This is a genomic window from Bacillus cereus group sp. MYBK101-2 (assembly GCF_051918845.1).
Classification (GTDB): Bacteria; Bacillota; Bacilli; order Bacillales; family Bacillaceae_G; genus Bacillus_A; species Bacillus_A paranthracis.
This window is the reverse complement of sequence record NZ_JBQAIE010000024.1, coordinates 1-23,154: the sequence shown is the minus strand read 5'-3', so window position 1 is coordinate 23,154 and position 23,154 is coordinate 1. Positions and strand designations below refer to the sequence as shown.

Sequence of the window (23,154 nt, the reverse complement as noted above, 5' to 3'; positions counted from 1 at the left end):
ATGTAGGAAGCAACTTTGGTTGCTTCCTTTTTATATAGTGGAAAAAAAGAAATAATCCTATCTTAACGTTCTATCTTTACCATTATACTCTCTTGATAAAAACCACCCATTATCAACTGAATCTCTATTACCAAATCTCTTTCTAGATAATCATTCGTACATACTTTAAATTTCCCATACTTATTAACCCGTCCGCTTCCAACATACATATTACCACTTGTTATGATAATTGTTGAATGTGGTTCTGCACGACCCAACACAAAATTATGACCATATTCCACAGAAGCTATTGTGATTTTTTGATGCATATTATGAATTGAACCTATACATTTCTTTTTACACAAATTAACATTACTTTCTTCAGCCCTCGAAAACGCCAGATTCCTGTTAATCTTTTCTGAAGAGGCAGCAACATTCCCCAGCCAAATAAACCTATCAAATATAGTAATAGGTAGAAACATCTACGCTAACTCCCCCATTCTTCCTTCTCGTTTTTATCGACTACAATCTTTTGATGAACTTACAACACTAATTTATATATCAATATAAAAAAATATTATTTTTTCATTCAATTTCGCACTGTTAATTTGTATAGAATACATAGAATACTATTTTTCACCCCAGATGCAATGACAACGCTACACAAAATAATCCACAATCCATTAAATGTAAATCCACCTTCAAATGTGTTAATAATAATTATGTTGCCGATTATTAAAAGAATCCATGAAATGGAATACTGTTTTCCATTTGTAATATATAAAACTCCACCCTCATAACAAACTGTAATTCCTCCACCTTGCCAAACACCAATAGCGAAAGAAAAAAGCGTAACTGCCAATAACTCTGCTTGTAAATCTCTAGTCATTGGTTGCGGCGCCGTATAAGTAATAATCCCTATCATCAGGAGAAAAGTAATAATATGTATCCAGTTTAATTTTGTTTGTTTACTTTGCAGCCAAATAAACAAAATTACTACAGAAATTAAAAACAAAGTTGCCATTTAAGTATTCTTCTTCCTTTCCCACATTAAAAACGTCTGTGTAATGCAATTAGAGCGTCCTTAAATCTCTCATACTTTCTAAAGCATAACATGAGAAAATAATAAAAAAATCGTACAAAAGGGCAAGCCTATAATGTACGATTGGGCATATATAATGTTTTAAAAATGAATTAACTTCCTTTCAATAGATACAGCTACTGCTTCTGACCTTGAATTAACACCTAATTTATTGTATATATTTGTTAAATACGCTTTTACTGTTCGCTCAGCTATTCCCATATCGAATGCAATTTCTTTATTCTTATTTCCACGCGCAATAGCTTTCAACACAAACAATTCTTTTTCTGTTAAGTTATTTTCTTCAACCTTATCAGCATATACTTCTTTCCTTTTATAATTCACTATTTTTTCCATAATATTGGGTTGTAGTAAAATCTCACCTCGAATAGCCGCTTCCAATGTTCGAAACAAATTCTCACGATCCGTATCTTTTAGCAAATATCCTTTTGCTCCTAGCTCAATTCCCTTTAACATTAATTCATCTTCGTTATAAGTAGTTAATATAATAATCGGCGTATGATTTTGTTTTTTATTTAAAGCCTCAATTGTTTCTAAACCACTCATTTTAGGCATATTTAAATCCATTAAAATAACATCAGGTTTCTTTTTTTCTATGAAAGAAAGGGCTTCTTCTCCGTTTGCAGCCTCACCTATAATTTGAAATGAATCACTCGTTTCTATTATTAATTTCAGACCTTCTCTTACAACGAAATGATCATCCACAATTAATACGTTATACTTCATCGCTATCTCCTTCATTATTGATAGGTACTTGAATACACACTTTCGTACCCTTCATCTTTTCACTCAATATATATATTTCTCCATTAATCAATCGAACTCGCTCATTTAAGCCAATTAAGCCGTAATGTCCAGGATTCTTACCGATATATCCAGTGTCAAAACCAATTCCATTATCTTCAACTTCAATAGTAAGTTTTTCAAGGTTATCGCTATATTCAACTTTCAAATGTACATCTGTTGCCTGCGAATGTTTTGCGATATTCGTTAAACATTCACTAATTACATATAAACAATGTTCCTTTACTAATCTTGAAATATGCGGGGGGCTTTGAATAGTAAATCTCACATGTATAGACGTAGCCTCAGAAAAACGTTGAACTTCTTCCTCTACAGCTTTATTAAATGAATTAGTAGTATGACGCAAATCATCAATAACCAGCCTTGCGTCATGTAAAGTTTGTCTCGCTCTTATCATAGTTTGTTTCATAATCTCTTGAGATCGCCCTGTATTCCCTTTTTGCATATGGGCGTCTATTGCTTCCAATTGCATAATTAAGCTCGCTACACCTTGCGCTAACGTATCATGTAAATCCCTTGCCATTCGCTGCCTTTCATTAGCTAATGTCAATTCTTCTACTCTCATATATGCAGACTCTAACTCTTGAATGTAGCTCTGTATACGATTACGTGCATCATATTGCTGCTTATTAATATAAGAAAAAGGAATAATAATTGCTAGTACTAAAAGGAACATAGAGATAAGAATAGCTACTTTATTCACACCATAATTCATACTAATCGCAGTACAAAATATGGCATACATGAAAGTAAAAACCGCCATTACTTTAAATATATTGTTATAAACATATAAACTTTGGGCAATTAAAATAGGCGTTAATCCAACAAAAATAGCTATTGAACCATTTGGTACAATAAATGCAGCAAGAAACACAATGAAGAGTTGTACAAAAAAGAAATACAACAATTGTCTATTCTTTAATGAACTTGCATACCAATGAAAGATAGTATGAATAACAATAATTATTGTGAAGAAGAAACTATCCATTGAGAGAATATTATTACGAAATTCTAAAAGCATTGAAGCTATATATACGAGTGTAATCCATAAAACAATAAACCTTCTTGGAATAAATACCGCTTCCAATACATTTGTATCCACGTCTATATTTGAATTCATTTTTTTCATATTCGACCTCCACCATTATATTATACAAGATGCAGCTTACATTTTGATAAAGTGAAACTTTAATTAGAGGGGCTTTTTCCCATCCCCATTACAGAATATAAATATGAAATATTGCATATCGAAATGCATTGATATAATTGTAAGCGCTTACTATAATAAGTGTATAAAGATTTATTGCATCTTACCATTAAAAAAGGAGGCACTCATATGGAAATCGCAATGGCAGTTTTAAAATTTGTAGGTGGAGTAATTCCATTAGTTCAAGAACTTTTAAAAGCATTCATGTAAGGTTATCATTCAGCAATTATCTATAATAATTATCATACAAATGATCTGTATATCAAAAACAAATTGATACACAGATCATTTGTGTGAGAAAACTTTATACGAGAACTATGTAACCTAGTAAAACAATAATAATGCATCTATCTCAAGTTAGAAAAAGACGCTCACAAGGGCGTCTTTTTCTTATATTACTATATATTCAGGAGAAATCGATTTCATCAAATAGATAAACGACGAATTTCTGTTCCCGTTTATTTTTTGATAACGAAATAATCACTCCAACCAAAAATGCTATAATAAACCCAATCAAACTAAGGGGGCACTTTTATCTTGCACGGAAAACACATTCAATTTCACAAGTTTGGTAACCCAAAAGATGTATTACAAGTTGAATATAAAGATATAGAACCATTAAAAGATAATGAAGTTTTCGTTCGTATGTTAGTTAGGCCGATTAATCCATCTGACTTAATTCCAATTACCGGAGCGTACGCTCATAGAATCTCATTACCTAACATACCTGGTTATGAAGGTGTTGGTATTGTAGAAGATGTAGGTGCAGGCGTTACGAGAGACCTTATCGGTAAACGTGTTTTACCGTTACGCGGAGAAGGTACTTGGCAGGAGTATGTGAAGACATCGGCTGATTTTGTAGTCCCTATTCCGGATTCCATCGATGATTTTACAGCGGCACAAATGTATATTAATCCTCTTACGGCGTGGGTTACTTGTACAGAAACGTTAAACTTACAGAGTAATGACGTTTTATTAGTGAACGCTTGTGGATCCGCTATTGGTCATCTTTTCGCGCAGTTATCACAAATTTTAAACTTCCGATTAATTGCTGTTACAAGAAATAATAAGCATACAGAAGAGTTACTGCGCCTTGGTGCTGCATATGTAATTGATACTTCCACTGCCCCGCTTTATGAAACGGTTATGGAATTAACGAACGGGCTCGGTGCGGATGCTGCGATTGATTCTATCGGAGGACCGGATGGAAATGCATTAGCTTTCTCCTTACGTCCAAACGGGCACTTTTTAACGATCGGGCTTCTCTCAGGAATACAAGTGAACTGGGCAGAGATTGTCACGAAAGCAAAAGTGCACGCGAACATATTTCATTTACGACATTGGAATAAAGAAGTATCACCATATAAATGGCAAGAAACGTTTCGTCACTTAATTCGCTTATTAGAAAATAAGCAATTACGTTTTATGAAAGTCCATTCTACATATGATTTAGCGGATGTGAAAACGGCGGTTGATGTTGTGCAGTCTGCTGAGAAAACGAAGGGGAAAGTATTTTTGACGAGTTATTAAATGCAGTTGAAAAATCTATTTTGATTGATTTTCTCAAAATAGATTTTTTTATGTCTAATAAACCCTACTTTAGTATCCTGGCTTCAACTACCTAAAAAATAACATTGTCAACAGCACTTAAATTGGTTATCATAAAAACGAATATAACAGGAGATGAGCAGATGAATATGATCGAAAAGAAATCTTTTTCAAAAGTTTCTCGGCGGAAATTAGTCGATGAAGTGCTGGAACGTCTACAAGAGAAAATCTTTTCTGGCGAGTATGAAGTTGGTGATCGCCTCCCTACAGAGCCGCAATTAATGGAAGAGTTAGGAGTTGGACGTTCAACATTGCGAGAGAGCATAAAAATATTAGTACATGCCGGCATATTAGAAGTTCGCCAAGGACAAGGTACTCGTATTGTTTCACTCAATACAACGCAAGATTCATTTGAAAAACGACTGCAAGCAGCTAATATACATCATGTGTATGAAGCACGAAATATGTTAGATAAAGAAGTAGCAATGTTAGCGGCACATCGCCGAAGTGACGAGGATCTTTTATACTTAAAAGGACATTTGAGTAAAAGAAAAAATGCCCTTCAAGAAGGAAATTATGTAGCATACATAGATGCAGACATTCAGTTTCATCTAGCCATTGCAAAGGCGAGCAAAAACGAAGTTCTACTTGATTTGTATCAATCTTTCGTACCTGCCCTTCGCCACATTTTAAGCCAATTCATATTAAATACAGTGGACTATGAAGATAACTCAGACATTCATGAAAAGTTATTCCAAGCTATTTTAAAACAAAATGCCGAAGAGGCACGAACATACGCCGTTCAAAATTTGGAGCTGAAATAAGCTCCTTATCTATTACATTTAAACATCAGATGATATACTGAATAACATCTGATGTTTATGAGAGGAGAAAATGAAATTGAAACATCAAAAACGAACTTATTTGTATATACTAGCACTATTTTTTGTTTCTATTAATTTGCGTATCGGAATTACATCAATTTCACCTGTATTAGAAACAATCCGACAAGACTTAAATATAAGCAATTTTTCCGTTAGTTTTTTAACAGCTATTCCTGTTTTTTGTATGGGGACATTCGCCTTACTGACTGGAAAGGTAATTAAAAAATATGGGGCAGAAAAATCAATTATGGCTTGTCTTATTTTAATCGGCTTGGCAACATGTATGAGGGCTTTTACCTTTTCTATTTCCACATTATTCGTGAGTGCTTTATTTATCGGTATTGGAATTGCACTTGCAGGTCCGTTACTATCAGGTTTTATTAAAGAGAAATTCCCTACGAAAATCGGCTTAATGATTGGCATATACTCAGTAGGTATGGGAACTGGTGCTTCTTTAAGTGCAGGGTTAACGATTCCTTTACAACATGTGTTAAAAGGATCTTGGAATATGGCACTCGCTTTTTGGGGTGTACTAACTATTATCGCTATTATGTTTTGGTATCCAGTTATGAAACGAAAAAAGAATACGCGTACACAAAATAAAAAGAATAATGGCTTGCCTTTAAGAAATAAAAAAGCATGGGTGTTCACAATCTTTTTCGGGCTACAATCAGGAATCTTTTACTCTATTACGACTTGGCTTGCGCCGGCAAATCAAAGTATGGGTGTGAGTAGCGAGCAAGCGGGTACTCTTATAACTGTTTTTACAGTGATTCAAATGATATGTAGCTTTTTAATTCCGACATTAGCGGATAATTATAAAAACAGAGCACTTTGGTTATTAGGGAGCATATGCTTTGTACTCATAGGTTTATCGCTTATGATTTACCCATTAACTACACCATGGATTCCTTCGATTTTACTAGGTATCGGGCTCGGCGGTGTATTTCCACTCGCTCTTATGCTACCGCTATATGAAACAAAAACTTCAGAAGATGCGAGTGCATGGACTGCTATGATGCAGTCAGGAGGATATATTATGGGCGGATTCATTCCTGTCCTAGCAGGAATCGCTCGTGATTATTTTAATAGTTATACGCAAGTTTTTATTATAATGGCACTTTTAAGCTTCGTTTTATTCCTATTAACTTTAATTATGAACAAAAGAAAAAGTGAAGCGAAAGATCTTATCTCTGCTTAAATCAAAAATGTTAATATATGGTATAATTTAGTTAAAAAACGAAAGGAGCTTCTAACATGTGGTTCATTTCGGCACTCGCACCTATTGTAATAGTTGGTGGAATTGTAGTATTTGTAATGAAGAGAATGGAACGTAAATATAACGAAGAAACATTAGGAAAGAAAAAATCAAAAGAAGCTCAAAACTTATTAGACAGTTTCATACCTATAGGAATGCTTGTCGGCTGTATAATCGGTTTGATTTTCGGCATGTTTTTCCCCGATTTCTCACTGCTTTCCGTTAGTTTAGGAGCTGGCATAGGCTATTTATTTGGATTTTTCGCCTATGAAATTTATAGTAAGACAGGAAACAACTTTTCCTAATCCAAAAAGAATAAACGGGACAGTACATAGTAGTCATATACAATATGTACTGTCCTTTATTTTTGCATCGATACTATCACCTTACCTTTCACATCCTATACACCTTTTTTATTGATTTTCCTCTCCTCCCTCTCTCGTATATCCGCTTTTTTATTTTCTCTAGATCTATAACCATAGTAAAGTAGCGCACATGTAATAACTGAACCTACAATATAGCCTAAAAAACACCCTAACCAAAACATAATGTAATCGCCTCCATTCATTCTAAATTTTATGTAATACAACGCTTTACATGCTCAATCGTTTATTTCTATCAACTATACACTCTCTAAAGCTATTCATACCATTATTTTTCTTCTTACCTCAAATAACAATTTTATTATTTGTCATAAAGTTAACACCTTCGTTAAACATATATAAAGATTGTTGTATTTCTTACCTTTCCCTTTGAAAACAATATATACTACATTTGAGATAAGCAAGTGTGTCAGCTTATTTTAAATTCCCATACAATACCCCTCACGAAATGCTAGGAGCATCCTAGCATTTTTACAATAACGTTTGACTCATTTATAAAACTCCATCAACTCTTCTTCATTTTAACGTTAGTCATGAAACAAAAAAATCCCCTCAAAGCATAAACTTCAAGGGGGAGCCTGTTTTTCATTTACTTATATACGTACAGCTGTACCACTTACAGCAACCATTAACATTCCATCACGAACAACTTCATAATCTACGTCAACGCCAACGATAGCGTTCGCACCTTTTTGTTTTGCAAGTTCTTTCATTTCATCCATTGCGATATCACGAGCTTCTTTTAGCTTGCTTTCGTAAGAACCAGCACGACCACCGACAACATCACGAACAGATGCGAATAAATCGCGGACAATATTTGCACCCATAATAGCTTCACCATTTACGATATCAATATACTCAATAATTTCTTTACCTTGAATTCCAGACGTTGTTGTTACAATCATGACTGACACTCTCCTATAACTTATATTTTTTGATTAGCTTTCTTATGTCTTTATTATGGCATGGAACAAGCAACGAATCTATTGAATTACCTTACAGGAATGTGACAGTTTTGTAATAATAAAATGCCTAGTATGTTTAATAAAGCGCTTTAACATTTGGATACATAAACGATTCTCTATTTTCTTTCCAGTCGCGTTCTACTTCTTTAAAAGTTGGTCGCCCTAATTCTTCATTATTTTCATGTTTACGAAACCATTTCTTCACATACTTCTCTCCGTTTTTATTTTGAACTGTACAAAGGAAACTATTACTACTATCCTTTAATATTTTTACAATCACGAAAAGACACCTCTCCCCTTTTCAATATCATAGTAAGACTTGATCTTTTACTATAAGCCCTTCCTCTCTTATAGTCATACGACTCCTCGGTCGCGCCAAAGTTGTAAGATCAAAAACGATATTTACTTTGTTTACATTTTATTTAAAGAAATCCGAGTTATAAGCATTATGCTTATCAAATATTTCATAGATTTCTAACTTATCATCTAATTTTGCATCTACTAAAATTAATATATTTCCATCGTAAATATATTCTTCATACTTTTTAGCATGTTCTTCAGGGATTCCTAACCCTATAAATGCTCCTATTAAACTTCCAGCTCCTCCGCCAATACCGGCTCCTCCAATAGCTGCTGCGATAGGTCCTGCTGCTACAATTGGGCCTAGTCCAGATACAGCAAGTACACCAAGACCTGTTAATAAACCACCGAGTCCGCCTGCTACTCCTCCTGCTACAAGCCCTGTCGCTGAAAAGATATCCGCTTTATGTGCAGTTTCATGATTCACTTTTTCACCCGATTTTTCTTCCAGATGTTCAATTTCCTTTTGATCTTTCGCAATAGCTGAAATGTTATCTGCCGAATATCCTTTTTCCTTTAATTCATTAATAACGAGTGCTGCATCATCAATTGTTTGAAAAACACCTACTATTTTTCTATCTACATTCATAACTATTAACCTCCTAAAATTTTATATAACGTATCTTTATTACTCTTCGTTTTTATATACACTAATTTTTTTATTCACATACCCATTTACGAAAAACGCTAACAATAAAAGGACTACAAGAGAACTACTTAACAAGTAAATGAAATCAAATGTAATATCCGTTATCATTTTATCCATATGTAACAGTCTCCTTTTTATTTAAAGTACAAGTATATTTTTATAGACTAAAACTTTACAATCCATCTTCGGTCAATCTCTTTATGGTATATGTATACCCTTACCATCCCTTTTTAAACGTAAAAAACTATAATTATATTTTTTTAATTTTATATGTTTAACATTTTTTAAAACGGGTACGTTTATATTGTTATGCTTATTATATGGAAAGGAAAATTACGATGAACGCCATTCACTCTACTACTATTTCTTATAATGAAACACCTACAATAACGCAGATTCATCATTTTTATGCTTTAATGACAACATTTCAAACAAATGTATTTATAAGTAAACAAGGAACACTTACTTCTATTAAAAACTTAAGCACATTAGTATCATTTTTCCTTACTGTAAAAAAGAGGGAGCTTGTATTATTTATATTTGAAGGAGTAGATGCAAAAAGAGCTTTAAGAACACTCTTTCCTTCTTAAAGGTTTTATTATCTCCCTATTCCCTCGATTGTTACTTTTCATATATAGTTTTATACTTCAAAATAATTTCCTCTATTCAAAACGAACCCCCTAATACAATAGGGGGATTTCTAGTTTGGCCTTATGAAAACTGATATAATATATATTACGTTTTTCATTCTTTAAAATAGAAAACTTTTAATAACCTTGAAGGTAGGAATTTTTAATGAAATCGAAAGCAAAATTTAGTATTCGCTACAAAATTATGGCTGGTTATTTAGTTATCATTTTGTTTTTACTTATTTCTTTTATTATGTTAAACAATCAGATTTCCAATTTACAAAAATCTCGTAATTTTATTATTGATCACGATTTTAAAGTTCTCAATTTAACGAACCAAGTGGAAAAAGACTTGCTAACAATAGAAAATAAGGCGAAAGGCTTTATCACTTCTAATGATGCAAATTATGTTCAATCCCTTAACGCTACGGAAAAGGATTACGAAAAACATTATCATGATCTTTTTGCTCTATTAGAGGATAACCCCTCTCAGCAAGAAAAATTAAGACAGATTAACGAAAACATTACTAGTTGGATTAATAAAGAGATTCACCCACTAATTACAAGCAATACTAGTAATAACATAAAAGCAATCGACACAACTCAAATTCAGTCATTACAGTCGCAGCTAACTGACTTCCGTAGTGTAGAGGAGCAATTAACGAAAAAAAGAGCTGCACAATTAGATATTGAAAATAATAAATTAGAGATTTGGTTATACAGTTTATTGTTCTTACTTTCTTGTGTTGCCATTATCGTTTCACTTTATATTTCCAATTCCATTACAAAAACGATTAAAAATGTAATTCAAGCTATTAAATCCATTTCTTCTAAAGAAAAAATTACGGAAAGAATTCATGTAAATACACATGATGAAATAAAAGATCTTGCTCATACAACGAACCATCTGCTAGACGAAATATCGAAAAGAGAGTGGTTACAAACGGAGATTGCAGAATTAATTTTAATGTATCAAGGTGTATCTTCTATTGAGATGTTAGGTAACAAAATTTTGAGTGGCATTATACAAAAAACGCAAACTTCTTGCGGCGCGTTTTATGTACGTGAAGAAGTTGAAGAAACTGTCTACTTTGTGAAAAAAGCTTCTTTCGCCGATCAAGGTATTGATATTGGAAAACAATCCATTAAAATGGGTGAAGGTTTCATTGGACAGTCTGCTTTAGAGAAGAAAAGTTTTATTCTTAGGGACATACCTGAAGAGTTTCGTTACGTTACTACTGGATTATTAGAAATACGCCCTAAAAATTTACTAGTCATCCCTGTCTTATTTGAGGATGAAGTGATTGCAGTAATGGAGTTAGTAAGTGTAACTGAGATTTCAGACTTACATCAAGATTTAATTCAACAAACCGTTGATAACCTTGGTTTAACAATCCATAGTATTATGGGACGTATGCGAATTCAAACCCTTTTACATGAATCACAAGCAATGACAGAAGAGCTACAAGTTCAATCAGAAGAATTGCAAACGCAAGCTGAGGAACTACAAATGCAAGCCGAAGAATTAAGAACTACAAATGAACAATTAGAGTCTAGAACGGAAGAGGCGGAGCAAAAGACAGCTGACTTACAAATTACTAAATCAGAATTAGAAGAAAAAGCAAGTGAGTTATTACGTAGCTCAAAATACAAATCAGAATTTCTAGCAAATATGTCTCATGAATTACGCACACCGTTAAATAGTATTTTACTATTATCTGAAATGTTGAAAGAAAATCATGATAATCATTTATCCGATGATGAAATTGAATTGGCAACCGTCATTCATTCATCAGGGAAGGATTTACTTACTTTAATTAATGACATACTAGATTTATCGAAAGTAGAAGCCGGAAAACTAGATGTCATTTTTGAAGCAACGAACATAAGTGATATGGCAGCAAGTATGCAGCAAAACTTTTTACATATCGCTGCACAAAAAAATGTTGAATTTACTGTTGAAGACAGTGACACGATTCCTGATCTGTTTTATACAGATGCAAAACGGATTGAACAAATTATTAAAAACTTATTATCCAATGCATTTAAATTCACGGAAAAAGGATCCGTCTCTTTACATTTCGATTCAATAGAAACAAGCAACTTGAGTCATGATATGCAGTCTATAAGTAAAGACTGGATAACCATTTCAGTAAAAGATACTGGTATCGGTATCGCTAAAGAACAGCATCAACTTATTTTCGAAGCCTTTCAACAGGCGGATGGCGCAACGATTCGGAAGTATGGTGGTACAGGATTAGGTTTATCTATTTGTAAAGAGTTTGCTAGACTATTAGGTGGTTGGATTACGTTAGAAAGTCATGTAGGAGAAGGTAGTACTTTCACTGTATATATTCCTAACCTTCCAAATGGATTACATGATATACAGTTATCTAATTTAGAAGTCGCAGCAACGGTAGATGAAGTTATTCCTGCTGAAGTTGTCGAGGAAACTATCGTGATTCCAGAAACAAATAACGTCTTCCAAGAGAAAACTATTTTAATTGTCGATGATGATCATCGGAATATATTTGCATTACAAAATGCATTAAAAAAACAACATGCCAATATCATTACTGCACAAAACGGCCTAGAGTGTTTAGAAATACTAAAAAACAATACAAATATCGACCTTATTTTAATGGATATTATGATGCCAAATATGGACGGTTATGAAACGATGGAACATATCCGAATGAACTTAGGGTTACATGAAATACCTATTATCGCATTAACTGCTAAAGCAATGCCAAATGATAAGGAAAAATGTTTATCTGCTGGCGCTTCAGATTATATAAGTAAACCATTAAATTTACATCAACTCTATTCGGTAATGAGTGTATGGTTAATAAAATAAGTGAGGTTTCGTTTCAGTGGAAAATAAGTATTATAATTTTGATCCATCAGTAGATATGGATAAGCGTACGAACTTAGAAATTGACTTACTATTAGAAGCGGTATTTAAACTATCAGGATTTGATTTTCGCCAATACGCTCGCACATCTATTTATAGGCGGATTTGTAATCGAATGCAGATTTCTAATATCCCTACCATTTCAAAGTTAATTGAAAAAGTAATTCATGAGGAAGGGGTTTTAGAACAGTTATTAAATGATTTCTCGATCAATGTAACTGAGATGTTCCGTAACCCTATCTTTTTTAAGGCGCTAAGAGAGCATGTTATTCCTGAATTAAGAAAGCATCCTGAAATTAGAATTTGGCATGCTGGATGTGCCACTGGTGAAGAAGTATTATCCATGTCCATCTTACTTCATGAAGAAGGATTAAGTGAAAAAGCTGTTATTTACGCAACAGATATGAATACAAATGTGTTAGAAAAAGCAAAACAAGGTATTCTTCCATTAAATAAAATGCAAACTTATACGAAAAATTATTTACAAGCTGGCGGTACACAAGCATTTTCTAACTATTATTCAACGGATAGTCGTTTTGCTTATTTTAATCCTTCACTGTTACAAAACATTATTTTTGCACAACATAATTTAGTAACCGATCAATCTTTTAACGAATTTCATATTATCCTTTGCCGTAACGTTTTAATTTACTTTACGAGTAAACTTCAAAACCAAGTACAGCAACTATTTTATGAAAGTTTAAGTCACAATGGATTCCTATGTTTAGGAAATAAAGAAACTCTTCGTTTCTCGGATATCATGCCGCATTATACGCAATTTAATCCACACGAACAAATCTATCAAAAAATACAATAAAAGCGTATGAAATCCTCTATTTGGATTTCATACGCTTTTTATTTCGCATTCGCTTGTATCATAATAAGACACATATCATCTGATTGTGCTTCCTTCTGTTCTTCCTTGTAAAACCCTTCTATCTCTTCTTCTAACTCTCCCCATTTTCTTTCTGTAAAAGTACGTAATTTCTCTTCAGCCACAAATTCATCATTTGCTATTGCTTCAAGTACACCATCTGTAAACAATACGATTTGAGCATTTTTCTCAAAAGGTATAACTGTCTTTTCAACTTTTATCTCATCAAAAAATCCTACCGCACAACTCCCGCGATTTAGTTCCACTACATTTGTTTCATCAACTAAAACATATCCAGAAGGATGTCCTGCATTTACATATTCAATCGTTCTATCTTCTGTATTAACTACTAAGTATATCGCTGTAAAATAATATGGAATATTGTCATTCTCATTATGTAAAAGAGTCATATATTTATTTAAGTCTTTCATGACGAGTTCTGGATCGATTAAACATTTAATCGTTTCACGTAATACAGACGAAATGAACATGCAAACTAAGGAAGCGGATACACCATGTCCCATCACATCTAATAATATAATACCGTAGCGGTTTTCATCGATTTTATACCAGTAATACATATCTCCAGCTAGTTTAAATGAAGGTAAATAACTTGCTTCGATTTTTATATGCTCTTCTCTTAATGGGCTACTTAATAAGTTTCTTTGTACTTGCGTAGCTAAATCTAGTTCATTCCGAAGATTTTCTTCCTGTTCTTTATGCCAATTTAATTCCGATTTCAAGCGTAGTGCTACACGCATACGCGCTAACAATTCAACCTTATTTATTGGTTTTGTAATATAATCCATTGCACCTATATCAAGTGCTTCAGCTAATTTATTCGCATCTTCTAAAGCTGTAACAAAAATAATAGGGATATCTTTAAACTTCTCCTCTTTTTGTAATCGCCTACAAACTTCAAGTCCATCAATTTCAGGCATCATAATATCTAATAGTATTAAATCTATTTCGTTATGCCTGGAAGAATCTTTTCCAAAATGGATGTATTCGAAAAGCTCTTGTGCAGAATTAAGTGATACAAGATCCTGATATCCGGCTTGTTTTAAAATCTTCTTAATTACAAAGATATTCACCGGATTATCATCTACAATTAAAATGGACACAAGTGATTTCCCCTTTTCTTATATAAAATGTAAATCGATTATTATTTTCTATTTTTCTAGTATTACATACTCAGTTATAAAATGAAAATTTCCTACTCAAACATATTTTTTATATAGCAAAAGAACAAACCCCCAGAAATGAGAGTTTGTTCTTTCACTCTATAAGTTTCCACTTTTAATTTAACACCATTGCTTTATCACTTAAAAGACGATCCAATTCTTCCATATGATTTGTTTCATCTGCGATCATATCTTCTAACTTTACAACTAACTCTGTCATATTTAATTTCGCTGCTTGTTCTTTTCTCTTTTCATAACGCTTAATTGTTTCATATTCTGACTTTCTAGCTTCTTCTAACATTTCTCTAACGTCTTCTACTTGTTTCACTGGTAAAGGGATCGTAGTAGGTGTACCACCTAACGTCTTAATTTTCTCCGCTAAATATAGGGCATGTCCTTGTTCATCACTAATTTCAGATTCAAAGAAAGGTTTTAACACTTGTCTATATATACCAGAAACTGTTGCTGCATTATGGTTATACATAATAATTGCTGCGTATTCTCCTGCTAAATCTTCATTCAATCCTTCGATTAGTTCTTTCACATCGTGTGACATTTTTATATCTCCTCCTATACTTAATACGTACCCCTTTTCCCATGTTTTAAACATCATTATTTTAAATTTTTTATGTATCTAAAAATGCGGCTTGCTTCAATTTACTTATCGCTTGTCTTTTAATACGAGAAACGTGCATTTGTGAAATACCTAACCGTTCCCCTGTATCTTTTTGATTTAAATTTTCTTCAAATATATAATGAATAACACTCTTTTCCGTTTCATTTAATACGTTAAAAATATCTTTTAATACGAGACGCCTTTCTGTCTCTTCATATCCTTGCTCTACTTCACCTACAGATTCAATTCTCGCTACCGAACTTCCATCAGATGCATTTTCAACTACATCATCTAAGGAAGATACTCGATAATTATTTTTCGCATCCATAATTTCTAGTACTTCCTCTTCGGATAGTCCTAAATGGTCTGCAATCTCTATAATCTTCGGTGAACGTTGCAGGTGATCTGTTAACTCCTCTATCGCAAGTTTAATTTTTCCGCCTAAATCTTTAATTCGCCTTGGAACGTGAATGCCCCAAGTTTTATCACGCAAATACTTCTTTATTTCCCCTACTATCGTAGGTATTGCAAAAGGCTCAAAAGCATTCCCTATCGAATAATCATACCTTCTTATTGCGCCTAAGAGCCCTAACATGCCTACTTGTATAATATCCTCATGCATCGGCCCGCCTTTTGAATAGCGATATGCAATGGAATAGACAAGATTTTTATAATGCTCAACTAACCTTTCTTGCGCTTCATCACATTGGTTTTGTTGAAATTCTGCAATTAGTTTCATAACGTCTTCTTTAGTAAGATTCGTAGGTTGAGATTGGATTTCCATCATTCTCCACCTGCTCTCTTTGTATATATTTTGTCATTAAAACTGTCATGCCCTCATCATGCATGATTTGTATATCATCCATTAACGTATTGATTAAATATAAACCTAAACCATTTTCCGGCAAATGTTCTACTGGTTTACTAATATCATACGGACCAACTTTCCTTTTTAAGTTATTAAAATCAAAGCTAACCCCATTATCCGCAACCATAATTTCTAATCGATCTTCATATAGCCCAAAGACAATTGCAATTTCTCCAACGTCTTCTTTGTATGCATGTTGTACAATATTTGTACATGCTTCACTAATAGCAATTTTCATATCTTCTATATCGTCATAAGCAAAGCCCATTCGATTCGCAACACCAGCCATCGTTAAACGAATAATAGCCACATATTCTGCCTTTGCAGGAATTTTCATTTCTATCTTTTCAAATCTCTCCATCATCCCTAGTCACCTTCTTTCTACTTTTTCAAAATCGGAATTCAAATTTAATATTTCTGTTAACCCTGTAATATCAAATAATCTTTTTAGTCTTTTAGATACACCAATAAACTCTAGCTTTCCATTATTTTTCTTAACCGCTTTTAATAGAGCTATAAAAACACCTAAACCTGTACTATCCATATACTCTACCTCAGTAAAATCTACTACCATATGAACCTCTTTTTCGCTCGCAATAGGCATGATCTTATTTTTCAAATCTGATGCCGTATATGCATCAATTTCACCATTAAGCTGTACCGTATACCCTACATCATTTTGCAAAATATTTATTCCCAAATTCATCATTTCCGCCCCCTTATCTCAAACTACTACTATGTTAATTACCCATAAAAATTAGTTTTAAACATATTTTTTTATTTTTATTATAAATAAATTTTCCACACCTTTCTCGGCTTAACACGTAAAAAATAATACCAAATGTTTAAACCTTATAAATTTGTGTATGTATAATGTATAAACATTATTTTTAGGGGGATCTATCTATGGAAGAGCACAACTTTAAAAAGGGAGATTTCGTTCAATTTTCTTATCGACACGATCATGCTACAAAATTAGTTGGTTCCATTATTAATATACTAACGAATACGATTGTAGTGGATATAGGTAATAGCGAGGACTTACCTCATATAGAACCAAGGCAAGTCGTAAGAATAAACAATTGTAAGAAAGTAACGATGGTTTAATACATAATAGAAAGTGTAATTTCAATGAGCGGGGGACCTTCATCTCCCGCTCATTCCTATGCAGATTACATTAAAAAAGCATCCAATTAAACTAATTTGGATGCTTTTTTATGTATATTTATCACTCTTTTAACTTTATAGCTATATATAATAAACTTAAGATTATTATTCATTATAGACCTTACGCTTTCCGTAGCATTCTAGAGAAGAATGTAACAATTAAAATAAAGACGATTGCACCTAATAACGCTGGAAGAATAAAGATGCCTCCCCATTCAGGACCCCAATGACCAAATAACGCACTACCTACCCAAGATCCGATTAATCCGGCAATCACATTACCAACTATACCTAAAGGAAAGTCTTTTCCCGTAATCATTCCAGCTAACGCACCAATAAGTCCACCTACAATACACGTAATAATAAGTCCCACAATTAACCCTCCTATATTCGTTTTATATTGGATTTATCAAGCTTTGGTATGTAACCAAAGCTTGATAAACATGTATTATTCTTTATTATCCAACCCATCACTTATCTTTTGTTTAACTTTTCCGACTTTTTCTTTTATCGTTCCCTTCGTCTTGTCCCACTTCCCTTCATTTTTCAACTTTCTATCTTCTGTAACTTCACCAATTCCTTCTTTTACTTGTCCCTTTGTCTTTTCCACTTTACCAGTAATTTGTTCTTTTAGTCCGCTCTCACTCATATTTCCCATCTCCTTTTCGTAATAGATTTATAGATTTACAGGATACAAATTTAAATAGAATACGTGCATCTTCTTTCTTGTAACCATTCACCGACTCTCTCTAAATCTTTAACGAATAACAAGATCTTCCCTTCATCTAGCTTTTCTTCGTAGAAGTTCGCTTCTTCTTCATTAAGCCCTAACTCCTGCATCTTATTTCTTAACTGATCTCCCGTTTTTTGAAAGACATTAATAATGCTTGTCCCAAGCCCCTCCTCTTTTATTCCAATTGTATTCACGTCTGCATTGTCTGCAATTCTGTCTGTCCTTTCTTTCTCATGTGTTAATACGTAAATATCTTTTTGGTCTATTCCTTTCTTCACTAGATCATTCGCCGCATTCATGACCTCTTTCTCCGTAATAAATTCATATACAAAAGGTTTACTATACTTCGTTTCCATCTTTAACTTCCTCCTTTAAAATGAATTATTTGTTATATTATATGTAGTACACCTATTTTCGAAATGTTAAACATAAAATATGAAAAAAGTTATGTGAATTTTGCTTTTAATAGAGAATGAACAACATCATTTACCATTTTAAAAACATCTTCTCCTTACAATAACTACCTAAATTAACAGAAAATTGTTACAATTAAACGTGAGGAGGGATACTATGAAAAAAATTATATCTATATGCGCTCTAACCGCTCTATCTTTCACTTTAATAGGCTGTACAAGCACCTTATCTACAGATAAAGCTTCACAAGCTAAGCAAGAACATACACAAACTACCTTTCAATTAAAATCCGCAAATATTACAGACATTGAAATACTTAGCACAATAAATAACAACGTTTCAAAATCTCAAACAGACAACGAAGAAATGATACAATCTATCGTTTCCGCAGTTCAAAAAGGCACGCCTAAAACAATCACTTTAGATCAAAAAAAGCGAGAATCGGCACATTCTACTATTACCGTTACATATAAAGATGACACAAAAGAAGAATTTCTTGTGTGGGTTGATAATAAGGAGCAAATTACGATTGCTAAAGATGAGAAGAAGGGTAAGGTTGAAGGTGTAACAGTGAATATTAAAGATGTGAAAATGATGAAGGATTTCTTTTAAAATTTTAATATAATTGATGTTAAAAAAGAGTAGGATGTAAAATCCTACTCTTTTTTAATCTTGTCCAATAAATAAACTTTTATAAAAGCTATTTAAGATCTAATTTTGCTAAATCATGTTGTAAAACATTATTTCCTTCTTGTGGGTTAAATACTATTGCACTAAGACCAAAAACATTCGTAACAACATCTCTATCTTTCGAACGAATGATTCTTACTTCATAAGCAAAAACACCTGAAGGAAGAGCTGCTGAACGAAAAGTAACACGTCGATTAGGTGCCAATGTCTGTGTTGAAGGGTCTACTAATGGTAACAATACCGGAGAACCCGATGACCAATCAAACATTTCAACAGTTACTGTATGAGTATCATCTGGATCAACATTCATAGCTTCCACAGTAAGAAACAACGTAGCGGAATGTCTACGTAATACACCCGTTGACAAAGTTTCATTGTGGTGTTTATGATGTTTTTCAGGAGGATGATCATAGCCATAACTCATACCAATCCCCCCTTTCATTTACAATTAAGGATAAGTATTCCTTACAATATATAATGCTATTATTATTTTAATGAAAGGTATAAAAGCGGATTTCTATCTGTATTTTTGGATATTTTGTTTTTTATTTATTCCTTCTTAAAGAACAATATAGATTCTCCTATTTTGCCCTTGAACTCCTTCAAACAATAAATCTATTTTGAAAAGAACCTGCTCCATTCATAAATACATAAAGTAAATGGAATCCGTTAAAACACATAATTGATCCTTTGTTTTCCCCCTCCTATTTAAAGGAGGAATTGTTCTCGGCTTTGGTGATAGTTATGGCTTCGCGGGAGGATTTGCTTTATTAGTTGTATTGTTTATTTTATTAATCATCGTTGGAGCTGCTTGCTTCTGCTAAAAAACTATTGGAAAAGACATGCGATATGCAGCGATTCAAGTGTAACTAATACTTTAATGATGTAATATTACATTCGCCCCCAAAATGAACTTCAATGCTATAAAAAAGATAAAGTGTTCATTTATACAACCTTAGCTTGATAGCAATATCATGAGTTCCCATCCCAGACAAACTAGTTAACATCTCAATAATTGCTATTGCAGAAAAGTACAACAAGCTGGACAACATAGATTTCAAACTGTAAGATTAGATGTTGGTGAAATCGGACAGCAAAGCATATATAGAAAATAGGTGTTAATTTTGAAAATCAATAAAAAATTTGAACCGATAATTTTTAATCTCTTTATGATTTTAGGTATATCTAGTATTATCTCTTTCGTCATGGTTTCAATGAATGTTGGGTATACAGCTTTATTTCTCAAATCATGGATAAAAACATGGGCAATTGCTTTCGTGCTTGCATTTTTAGCTTCTAAATTACTACCCTTTGTAGTGAAAAGGATAATGAAAATATTCATATTTGTTGAGAAGGATGCTTAAAACTAAAGTGATGTACTACTCTAGTTCATTTAAATGAAAAGAAATAATCATCACAAAACTTAACCTAGTAAAATGTTTCAACTCAAAGAAAGGTACTTGAAAAGTTGTCTTTTCTTTATATGTTAAAAAAGCTCGCCTATTTCCGTAGGCGAGCTTTATCTTTATTACACAATAAGAAAGTATACTCTCTTTTTCTCGGAAATTTTATGTAATTTTACATATTCATGAACATACATGTTTTGATGGACTTTATCTATATACTCATGGTAGTAATCCATTGAAAATGTATCTTCTTGAAAGCAAAACTCTCTTTTAGAAAAAAGAAAAGACACCCTAAAGTGCCTTCCTCCGACTTGAACCATCTTAATTTTAATAATATGTATTGGACTCTTATCTAAAAAATAATCTAATGTATTACAATAAGAGAAAGATAATGATACAATAAAAGTGCAACAAGATGTTGCTTAGTTTTTAAATTTTATGGGAATAACACAAAAGCTAGGTTTGGTCGCCAAGTTTTTTCATTCCTATCGGTCATGAAATACCCCGGTTGGTCGCTGGGGTATTTCTTTTTTATTAACGTATATATAGGTCTATTATGGACAAAATAAAATATAATCTTAGTAGAAGATAGAACACTGACACCTTTGCCGCTTCTAAATCACTTTGGTCTTGTGCGAAGAAAGTATGGTCAGTACTTTCAGCTCAGTGTTCCATCTACTTTAGTTTTGAGTTGAGTGTTGCTAATCATAGCAGCACTTTTTTACATTCCAATTTGTTCTTTGATGAATTGAATTATATGTTTTACAAACTGGCTTTGCGTGAAGAAGTAATGAATATTTCTCAGTACTGTCGTCCACGATGCTAGATTACTTACAAAAGACTGGGATTTTGCCTTTTTGGTCGCCTTTTTTTTACGTTTTTTCATTCCTGTCCCTCCCTTCTTAAGGGAAGGGCAAAGATGGCACATTTTATATTTTAAAGAGTTATATAGAAGAGGACAATCTATTCATTAGCAAAATAAAGAAAAGACACCCTAAGGTGCCTTCCTCCGACTTGAACCATCTTAATTTTAATAATATGTATTGGACTCCCATCCAACTATTATTTTACCATGTTAAGTTATTTTTGTTTATTGAGAAATACAATAATTTACTTGTGCTGGTTGTCTGTATGAGGTCTTTTTGTAGTCCATACAGCGATTAACAAAAGAACAATAGTAGTAATAACACCTAAAAGTCCTTGCTTGAGACAATGGCTAAGAACATAAGCATTACTGTGTATGTATTAAATTCCATTATAAGCAATCTCCTAATGGAACTACATATTGGTAGAAAAAATATATACTTCTCTGCCTATCTTAATGTTACTTGATAAGTGCTTGTTTTCATCTTCTCTCTTCATACAACCGATGTGCTTTATATGAGCAAATTAAATACATAACAATTGCAGTAGGAATAAACAACCATGCAAAGCCTCTCATCAATGCAAATGGTGTTTCAAATAAGAATGACCATAGAAATGATACACCTTGCTTATCCCATAGTCCTGGCGTAAAATATAGTTCTTTCGGATTTGCAAGTGCTCCTAAACGAATCGTGTCATTAAACATAAATAGGATTAATATCGGAATAGAGCATATAGCTAATTCTAAAAATGTTTTAGATAGACGTTTATATTTCCCTGCTCGTGACATTTGATCTGAAAAAATGTCATCTTCACTTTCCTCATTTACCTTTTTAAAATAGTACGTACCTGACCAACGATTACCAGCTATATGCTCCCAGCCACTATCTTCAAATAACGTGCAGTAATTAATAAATTCACTTTTTCTACTAAATACTCTATGGTCTATTCTAATCGTCGCATCTTCCGGCTCTGTATATCTAAATGTATAACCAAATGTATTGCTTTCTAGTTGATAGCCTTTCCAAGCCATCTCTTCTAACCATTTTTCCTCTTTCTCAAAGTCTAAAAAGAATTTCAATCTCCACATCATCGTTTCCCCCTAACTATACGTGTAATAAACTCTTTGTAACCTCAATAATGTGCTGCATTCTCATAAAGTCTAAATGCAATACTTCTTTCCCGCGTTCCGTAATGACATACACTTTTCTTCGTTTATCTTCACTTTTTACCGATTCTATTAACCCTTGTTTTAATAAATTTTCAACCGCCCCATACAATGTACCCGCTGCGATTTTTACTTGATGATTACTCAGTTCCTCCACCTTTTGCATAATTAAATAACCATGTGCTGGCTCTAATAAAGCTAAAAGAACGTAATACGTCGTTTCCGTTAATGGTAAATTTTTATCTCTATTCATAAAGACCTCCAATGTAACGATAAATATATAGCTAAACTATATAGTTCAACTGTATAGTTTGATTTTATACAGTTAGACTGTATATGTCAAATTAAGTTATAAAAAAAAACCTAGATCCCATAGGTGAACTGTACCCCGAATCATGGACACTAAAAAAAAGCCCCATGATTCGGGGTTTTTGTGTATTTTTATCAAAAAACCTCGTTATAATGGAATCAACGATAGAAATGAGGTA

At 32.9% G+C, this 23,154-nt stretch carries 31 protein-coding genes and 1 pseudogene; 12 read left to right on the top strand and 20 right to left on the bottom strand.

The window, feature by feature from the left end; all coding sequences use genetic code 11:
* Nucleotides 1–62: 62 nt before the first annotated feature.
* The 4 genes from ACTFSI_RS26725 to ACTFSI_RS26710 all read right to left on the bottom strand — a co-directional run bounded on the left by ACTFSI_RS26725 (nt 63) and on the right by ACTFSI_RS26710 (nt 3,014).
* Nucleotides 63–461 (bottom strand): hypothetical protein, encoded by a 399-nt coding sequence (locus tag ACTFSI_RS26725; protein ID WP_138322377.1) that lies wholly within the window; start codon nt 459–461, stop codon nt 63–65.
* Nucleotides 462–568: 107 nt separating this feature from the next.
* Nucleotides 569–1,003 carry a hypothetical protein gene (locus ACTFSI_RS26720; protein WP_138322378.1) on the bottom strand — a complete coding sequence of 145 codons (435 nt, stop codon included), beginning with the start codon at nt 1,001–1,003 and terminating at the stop codon, nt 569–571.
* 159 nt (nt 1,004–1,162) lie between these two features.
* Complete coding sequence (locus tag ACTFSI_RS26715) at nt 1,163–1,807, bottom strand: response regulator (RefSeq protein WP_000876838.1); 645 nt, start codon at nt 1,805–1,807, stop codon at nt 1,163–1,165.
* Complete coding sequence (locus ACTFSI_RS26710; RefSeq protein WP_087957603.1) at nt 1,797–3,014, bottom strand: sensor histidine kinase; 1,218 nt, start codon at nt 3,012–3,014, stop codon at nt 1,797–1,799. Before ACTFSI_RS26710 ends, ACTFSI_RS26715 begins: the two co-directional genes overlap by 11 nt.
* A 103-nt stretch (nt 3,015–3,117) precedes the next feature.
* On the opposite strand from ACTFSI_RS26710, the pseudogene ACTFSI_RS26705 reads away from it, so the two are divergent.
* The 5 genes and pseudogenes from ACTFSI_RS26705 to ACTFSI_RS26685 all read left to right on the top strand — a co-directional run bounded on the left by ACTFSI_RS26705 (nt 3,118) and on the right by ACTFSI_RS26685 (nt 7,087).
* Nucleotides 3,118–3,302: pseudogene (locus tag ACTFSI_RS26705) on the top strand (hypothetical protein).
* Nucleotides 3,303–3,626: 324 nt separating this feature from the next.
* Nucleotides 3,627–4,622 carry a zinc-dependent alcohol dehydrogenase family protein gene (locus tag ACTFSI_RS26700; RefSeq protein WP_087957602.1) on the top strand — a complete coding sequence of 332 codons (996 nt, stop codon included), beginning with the start codon at nt 3,627–3,629 and terminating at the stop codon, nt 4,620–4,622.
* Between the two features lie 161 nt (nt 4,623–4,783).
* A complete protein-coding gene (locus tag ACTFSI_RS26695; protein WP_087957601.1) occupies nt 4,784–5,464 on the top strand; it encodes a FadR/GntR family transcriptional regulator in 681 nt (226 codons plus the stop codon).
* Between the two features lie 70 nt (nt 5,465–5,534).
* Nucleotides 5,535–6,725 carry an MFS transporter gene (locus ACTFSI_RS26690; protein ID WP_087957600.1) on the top strand — a complete coding sequence of 397 codons (1,191 nt, stop codon included), beginning with the start codon at nt 5,535–5,537 and terminating at the stop codon, nt 6,723–6,725.
* Between the two features lie 56 nt (nt 6,726–6,781).
* A complete protein-coding gene (locus ACTFSI_RS26685) occupies nt 6,782–7,087 on the top strand; it encodes a hypothetical protein (RefSeq protein ID WP_087957599.1) in 306 nt (101 codons plus the stop codon).
* A 671-nt stretch (nt 7,088–7,758) separates the two neighbouring features.
* Here ACTFSI_RS26685 and ACTFSI_RS26680 read toward each other — a convergent pair.
* The 4 genes from ACTFSI_RS26680 to ACTFSI_RS26665 form a co-directional block, all read right to left on the bottom strand.
* Nucleotides 7,759–8,070 carry a YbjQ family protein gene (locus ACTFSI_RS26680; RefSeq protein ID WP_000637511.1) on the bottom strand — a complete coding sequence of 104 codons (312 nt, stop codon included), beginning with the start codon at nt 8,068–8,070 and terminating at the stop codon, nt 7,759–7,761.
* Between the two features lie 136 nt (nt 8,071–8,206).
* Complete coding sequence (locus ACTFSI_RS26675) at nt 8,207–8,410, bottom strand: DUF4028 family protein (RefSeq protein WP_000635855.1); 204 nt, start codon at nt 8,408–8,410, stop codon at nt 8,207–8,209.
* Nucleotides 8,411–8,548: 138 nt separating this feature from the next.
* Nucleotides 8,549–9,079, bottom strand: a complete 531-nt coding sequence (locus tag ACTFSI_RS26670) for a general stress protein (RefSeq protein WP_001100077.1) — start codon at nt 9,077–9,079, stop codon at nt 8,549–8,551.
* Between the two features lie 39 nt (nt 9,080–9,118).
* Nucleotides 9,119–9,256 carry a hypothetical protein gene (locus ACTFSI_RS26665; RefSeq protein WP_000359816.1) on the bottom strand — a complete coding sequence of 46 codons (138 nt, stop codon included), beginning with the start codon at nt 9,254–9,256 and terminating at the stop codon, nt 9,119–9,121.
* 221 nt (nt 9,257–9,477) lie between these two features.
* Between ACTFSI_RS26665 and ACTFSI_RS26660 the strand changes: the two genes are divergently transcribed.
* The 3 genes from ACTFSI_RS26660 to ACTFSI_RS26650 all read left to right on the top strand — a co-directional run bounded on the left by ACTFSI_RS26660 (nt 9,478) and on the right by ACTFSI_RS26650 (nt 13,499).
* On the top strand, nt 9,478–9,729 hold the full coding sequence (locus ACTFSI_RS26660) for a hypothetical protein (protein ID WP_138322379.1): 252 nt from the start codon (nt 9,478–9,480) through the stop codon (nt 9,727–9,729).
* 205 nt (nt 9,730–9,934) lie between these two features.
* The gene (locus ACTFSI_RS26655; protein ID WP_440045757.1) at nt 9,935–12,625 is read left to right on the top strand and encodes an ATP-binding protein; all 2,691 of its coding nucleotides are present in this window, start codon (nt 9,935–9,937) and stop codon (nt 12,623–12,625) included.
* A gap of 16 nt (nt 12,626–12,641) precedes the next feature.
* The gene (locus ACTFSI_RS26650; protein ID WP_017560539.1) at nt 12,642–13,499 is read left to right on the top strand and encodes a CheR family methyltransferase; all 858 of its coding nucleotides are present in this window, start codon (nt 12,642–12,644) and stop codon (nt 13,497–13,499) included.
* Between the two features lie 38 nt (nt 13,500–13,537).
* On the opposite strand, the gene ACTFSI_RS26645 is transcribed toward ACTFSI_RS26650, so the two are convergent.
* From ACTFSI_RS26645 to rsbV, 5 genes are all read right to left on the bottom strand, one after another.
* Nucleotides 13,538–14,680, bottom strand: coding sequence for a fused response regulator/phosphatase (locus ACTFSI_RS26645; protein ID WP_000025553.1), 1,143 nt, complete (start codon nt 14,678–14,680; stop codon nt 13,538–13,540).
* Nucleotides 14,681–14,855: 175 nt separating this feature from the next.
* Nucleotides 14,856–15,296: a ferritin-like domain-containing protein gene (locus ACTFSI_RS26640; RefSeq protein ID WP_000017740.1), complete on the bottom strand. Its 441-nt coding sequence runs from the start codon at nt 15,294–15,296 to the stop codon at nt 14,856–14,858.
* Between the two features lie 70 nt (nt 15,297–15,366).
* Entirely contained in the window at nt 15,367–16,143 is a 777-nt protein-coding gene (sigB, locus tag ACTFSI_RS26635; protein WP_041184079.1) for an RNA polymerase sigma factor SigB, read from the bottom strand.
* Nucleotides 16,106–16,588, bottom strand: coding sequence for an anti-sigma B factor RsbW (gene rsbW, locus ACTFSI_RS26630; protein WP_000970573.1), 483 nt, complete (start codon nt 16,586–16,588; stop codon nt 16,106–16,108). Before rsbW ends, sigB begins: the two co-directional genes overlap by 38 nt.
* 6 nt (nt 16,589–16,594) lie before the next feature.
* The gene (gene rsbV, locus ACTFSI_RS26625; protein ID WP_042515077.1) at nt 16,595–16,933 is read right to left on the bottom strand and encodes an anti sigma b factor antagonist RsbV; all 339 of its coding nucleotides are present in this window, start codon (nt 16,931–16,933) and stop codon (nt 16,595–16,597) included.
* Nucleotides 16,934–17,130: 197 nt separating this feature from the next.
* Here rsbV and ACTFSI_RS26620 point away from each other — a divergent pair, with 197 nt between their 5' ends.
* Nucleotides 17,131–17,331: a hypothetical protein gene (locus ACTFSI_RS26620; protein ID WP_000391006.1), complete on the top strand. Its 201-nt coding sequence runs from the start codon at nt 17,131–17,133 to the stop codon at nt 17,329–17,331.
* A 181-nt stretch (nt 17,332–17,512) separates the two neighbouring features.
* Here the strand turns inward: ACTFSI_RS26620 and ACTFSI_RS26615 are convergent, their stop codons facing one another.
* The 3 genes from ACTFSI_RS26615 to ACTFSI_RS26605 form a co-directional block, all read right to left on the bottom strand.
* The gene (locus ACTFSI_RS26615) at nt 17,513–17,764 is read right to left on the bottom strand and encodes a GlsB/YeaQ/YmgE family stress response membrane protein (RefSeq protein WP_000522902.1); all 252 of its coding nucleotides are present in this window, start codon (nt 17,762–17,764) and stop codon (nt 17,513–17,515) included.
* 75 nt (nt 17,765–17,839) lie between these two features.
* Nucleotides 17,840–18,040 carry a CsbD family protein gene (locus tag ACTFSI_RS26610; protein WP_000004269.1) on the bottom strand — a complete coding sequence of 67 codons (201 nt, stop codon included), beginning with the start codon at nt 18,038–18,040 and terminating at the stop codon, nt 17,840–17,842.
* A gap of 50 nt (nt 18,041–18,090) precedes the next feature.
* Nucleotides 18,091–18,480 carry a general stress protein gene (locus tag ACTFSI_RS26605; protein ID WP_000448809.1) on the bottom strand — a complete coding sequence of 130 codons (390 nt, stop codon included), beginning with the start codon at nt 18,478–18,480 and terminating at the stop codon, nt 18,091–18,093.
* 214 nt (nt 18,481–18,694) lie between these two features.
* On the opposite strand from ACTFSI_RS26605, the gene ACTFSI_RS26600 reads away from it, so the two are divergent.
* Nucleotides 18,695–19,150, top strand: a complete 456-nt coding sequence (locus ACTFSI_RS26600; protein ID WP_440045756.1) for a hypothetical protein — start codon at nt 18,695–18,697, stop codon at nt 19,148–19,150.
* An 88-nt stretch (nt 19,151–19,238) separates the two neighbouring features.
* Here the strand turns inward: ACTFSI_RS26600 and ACTFSI_RS26595 are convergent, their stop codons facing one another.
* Nucleotides 19,239–19,652: a hypothetical protein gene (locus ACTFSI_RS26595; protein ID WP_000120198.1), complete on the bottom strand. Its 414-nt coding sequence runs from the start codon at nt 19,650–19,652 to the stop codon at nt 19,239–19,241.
* A gap of 295 nt (nt 19,653–19,947) precedes the next feature.
* On the opposite strand from ACTFSI_RS26595, the gene ACTFSI_RS26590 reads away from it, so the two are divergent.
* Together ACTFSI_RS26590 and ACTFSI_RS26585 are read left to right on the top strand one after the other, a co-directional pair.
* Entirely contained in the window at nt 19,948–20,052 is a 105-nt protein-coding gene (locus tag ACTFSI_RS26590) for a YjcZ family sporulation protein (RefSeq protein WP_080776522.1), read from the top strand.
* Between the two features lie 300 nt (nt 20,053–20,352).
* Complete coding sequence (locus ACTFSI_RS26585; protein WP_000700215.1) at nt 20,353–20,592, top strand: DUF2798 domain-containing protein; 240 nt, start codon at nt 20,353–20,355, stop codon at nt 20,590–20,592.
* 763 nt (nt 20,593–21,355) lie between these two features.
* Here ACTFSI_RS26585 and ACTFSI_RS26580 read toward each other — a convergent pair.
* The 3 genes from ACTFSI_RS26580 to ACTFSI_RS26570 all read right to left on the bottom strand — a co-directional run bounded on the left by ACTFSI_RS26580 (nt 21,356) and on the right by ACTFSI_RS26570 (nt 22,919).
* Nucleotides 21,356–21,520: a hypothetical protein gene (locus ACTFSI_RS26580; RefSeq protein WP_000746318.1), complete on the bottom strand. Its 165-nt coding sequence runs from the start codon at nt 21,518–21,520 to the stop codon at nt 21,356–21,358.
* Nucleotides 21,521–21,979: 459 nt separating this feature from the next.
* Nucleotides 21,980–22,591: a DUF2812 domain-containing protein gene (locus ACTFSI_RS26575; protein WP_044792626.1), complete on the bottom strand. Its 612-nt coding sequence runs from the start codon at nt 22,589–22,591 to the stop codon at nt 21,980–21,982.
* Between the two features lie 13 nt (nt 22,592–22,604).
* Complete coding sequence (locus ACTFSI_RS26570) at nt 22,605–22,919, bottom strand: PadR family transcriptional regulator (protein WP_001078066.1); 315 nt, start codon at nt 22,917–22,919, stop codon at nt 22,605–22,607.
* Between the last annotated feature and the right edge of the window lie 235 nt (nt 22,920–23,154).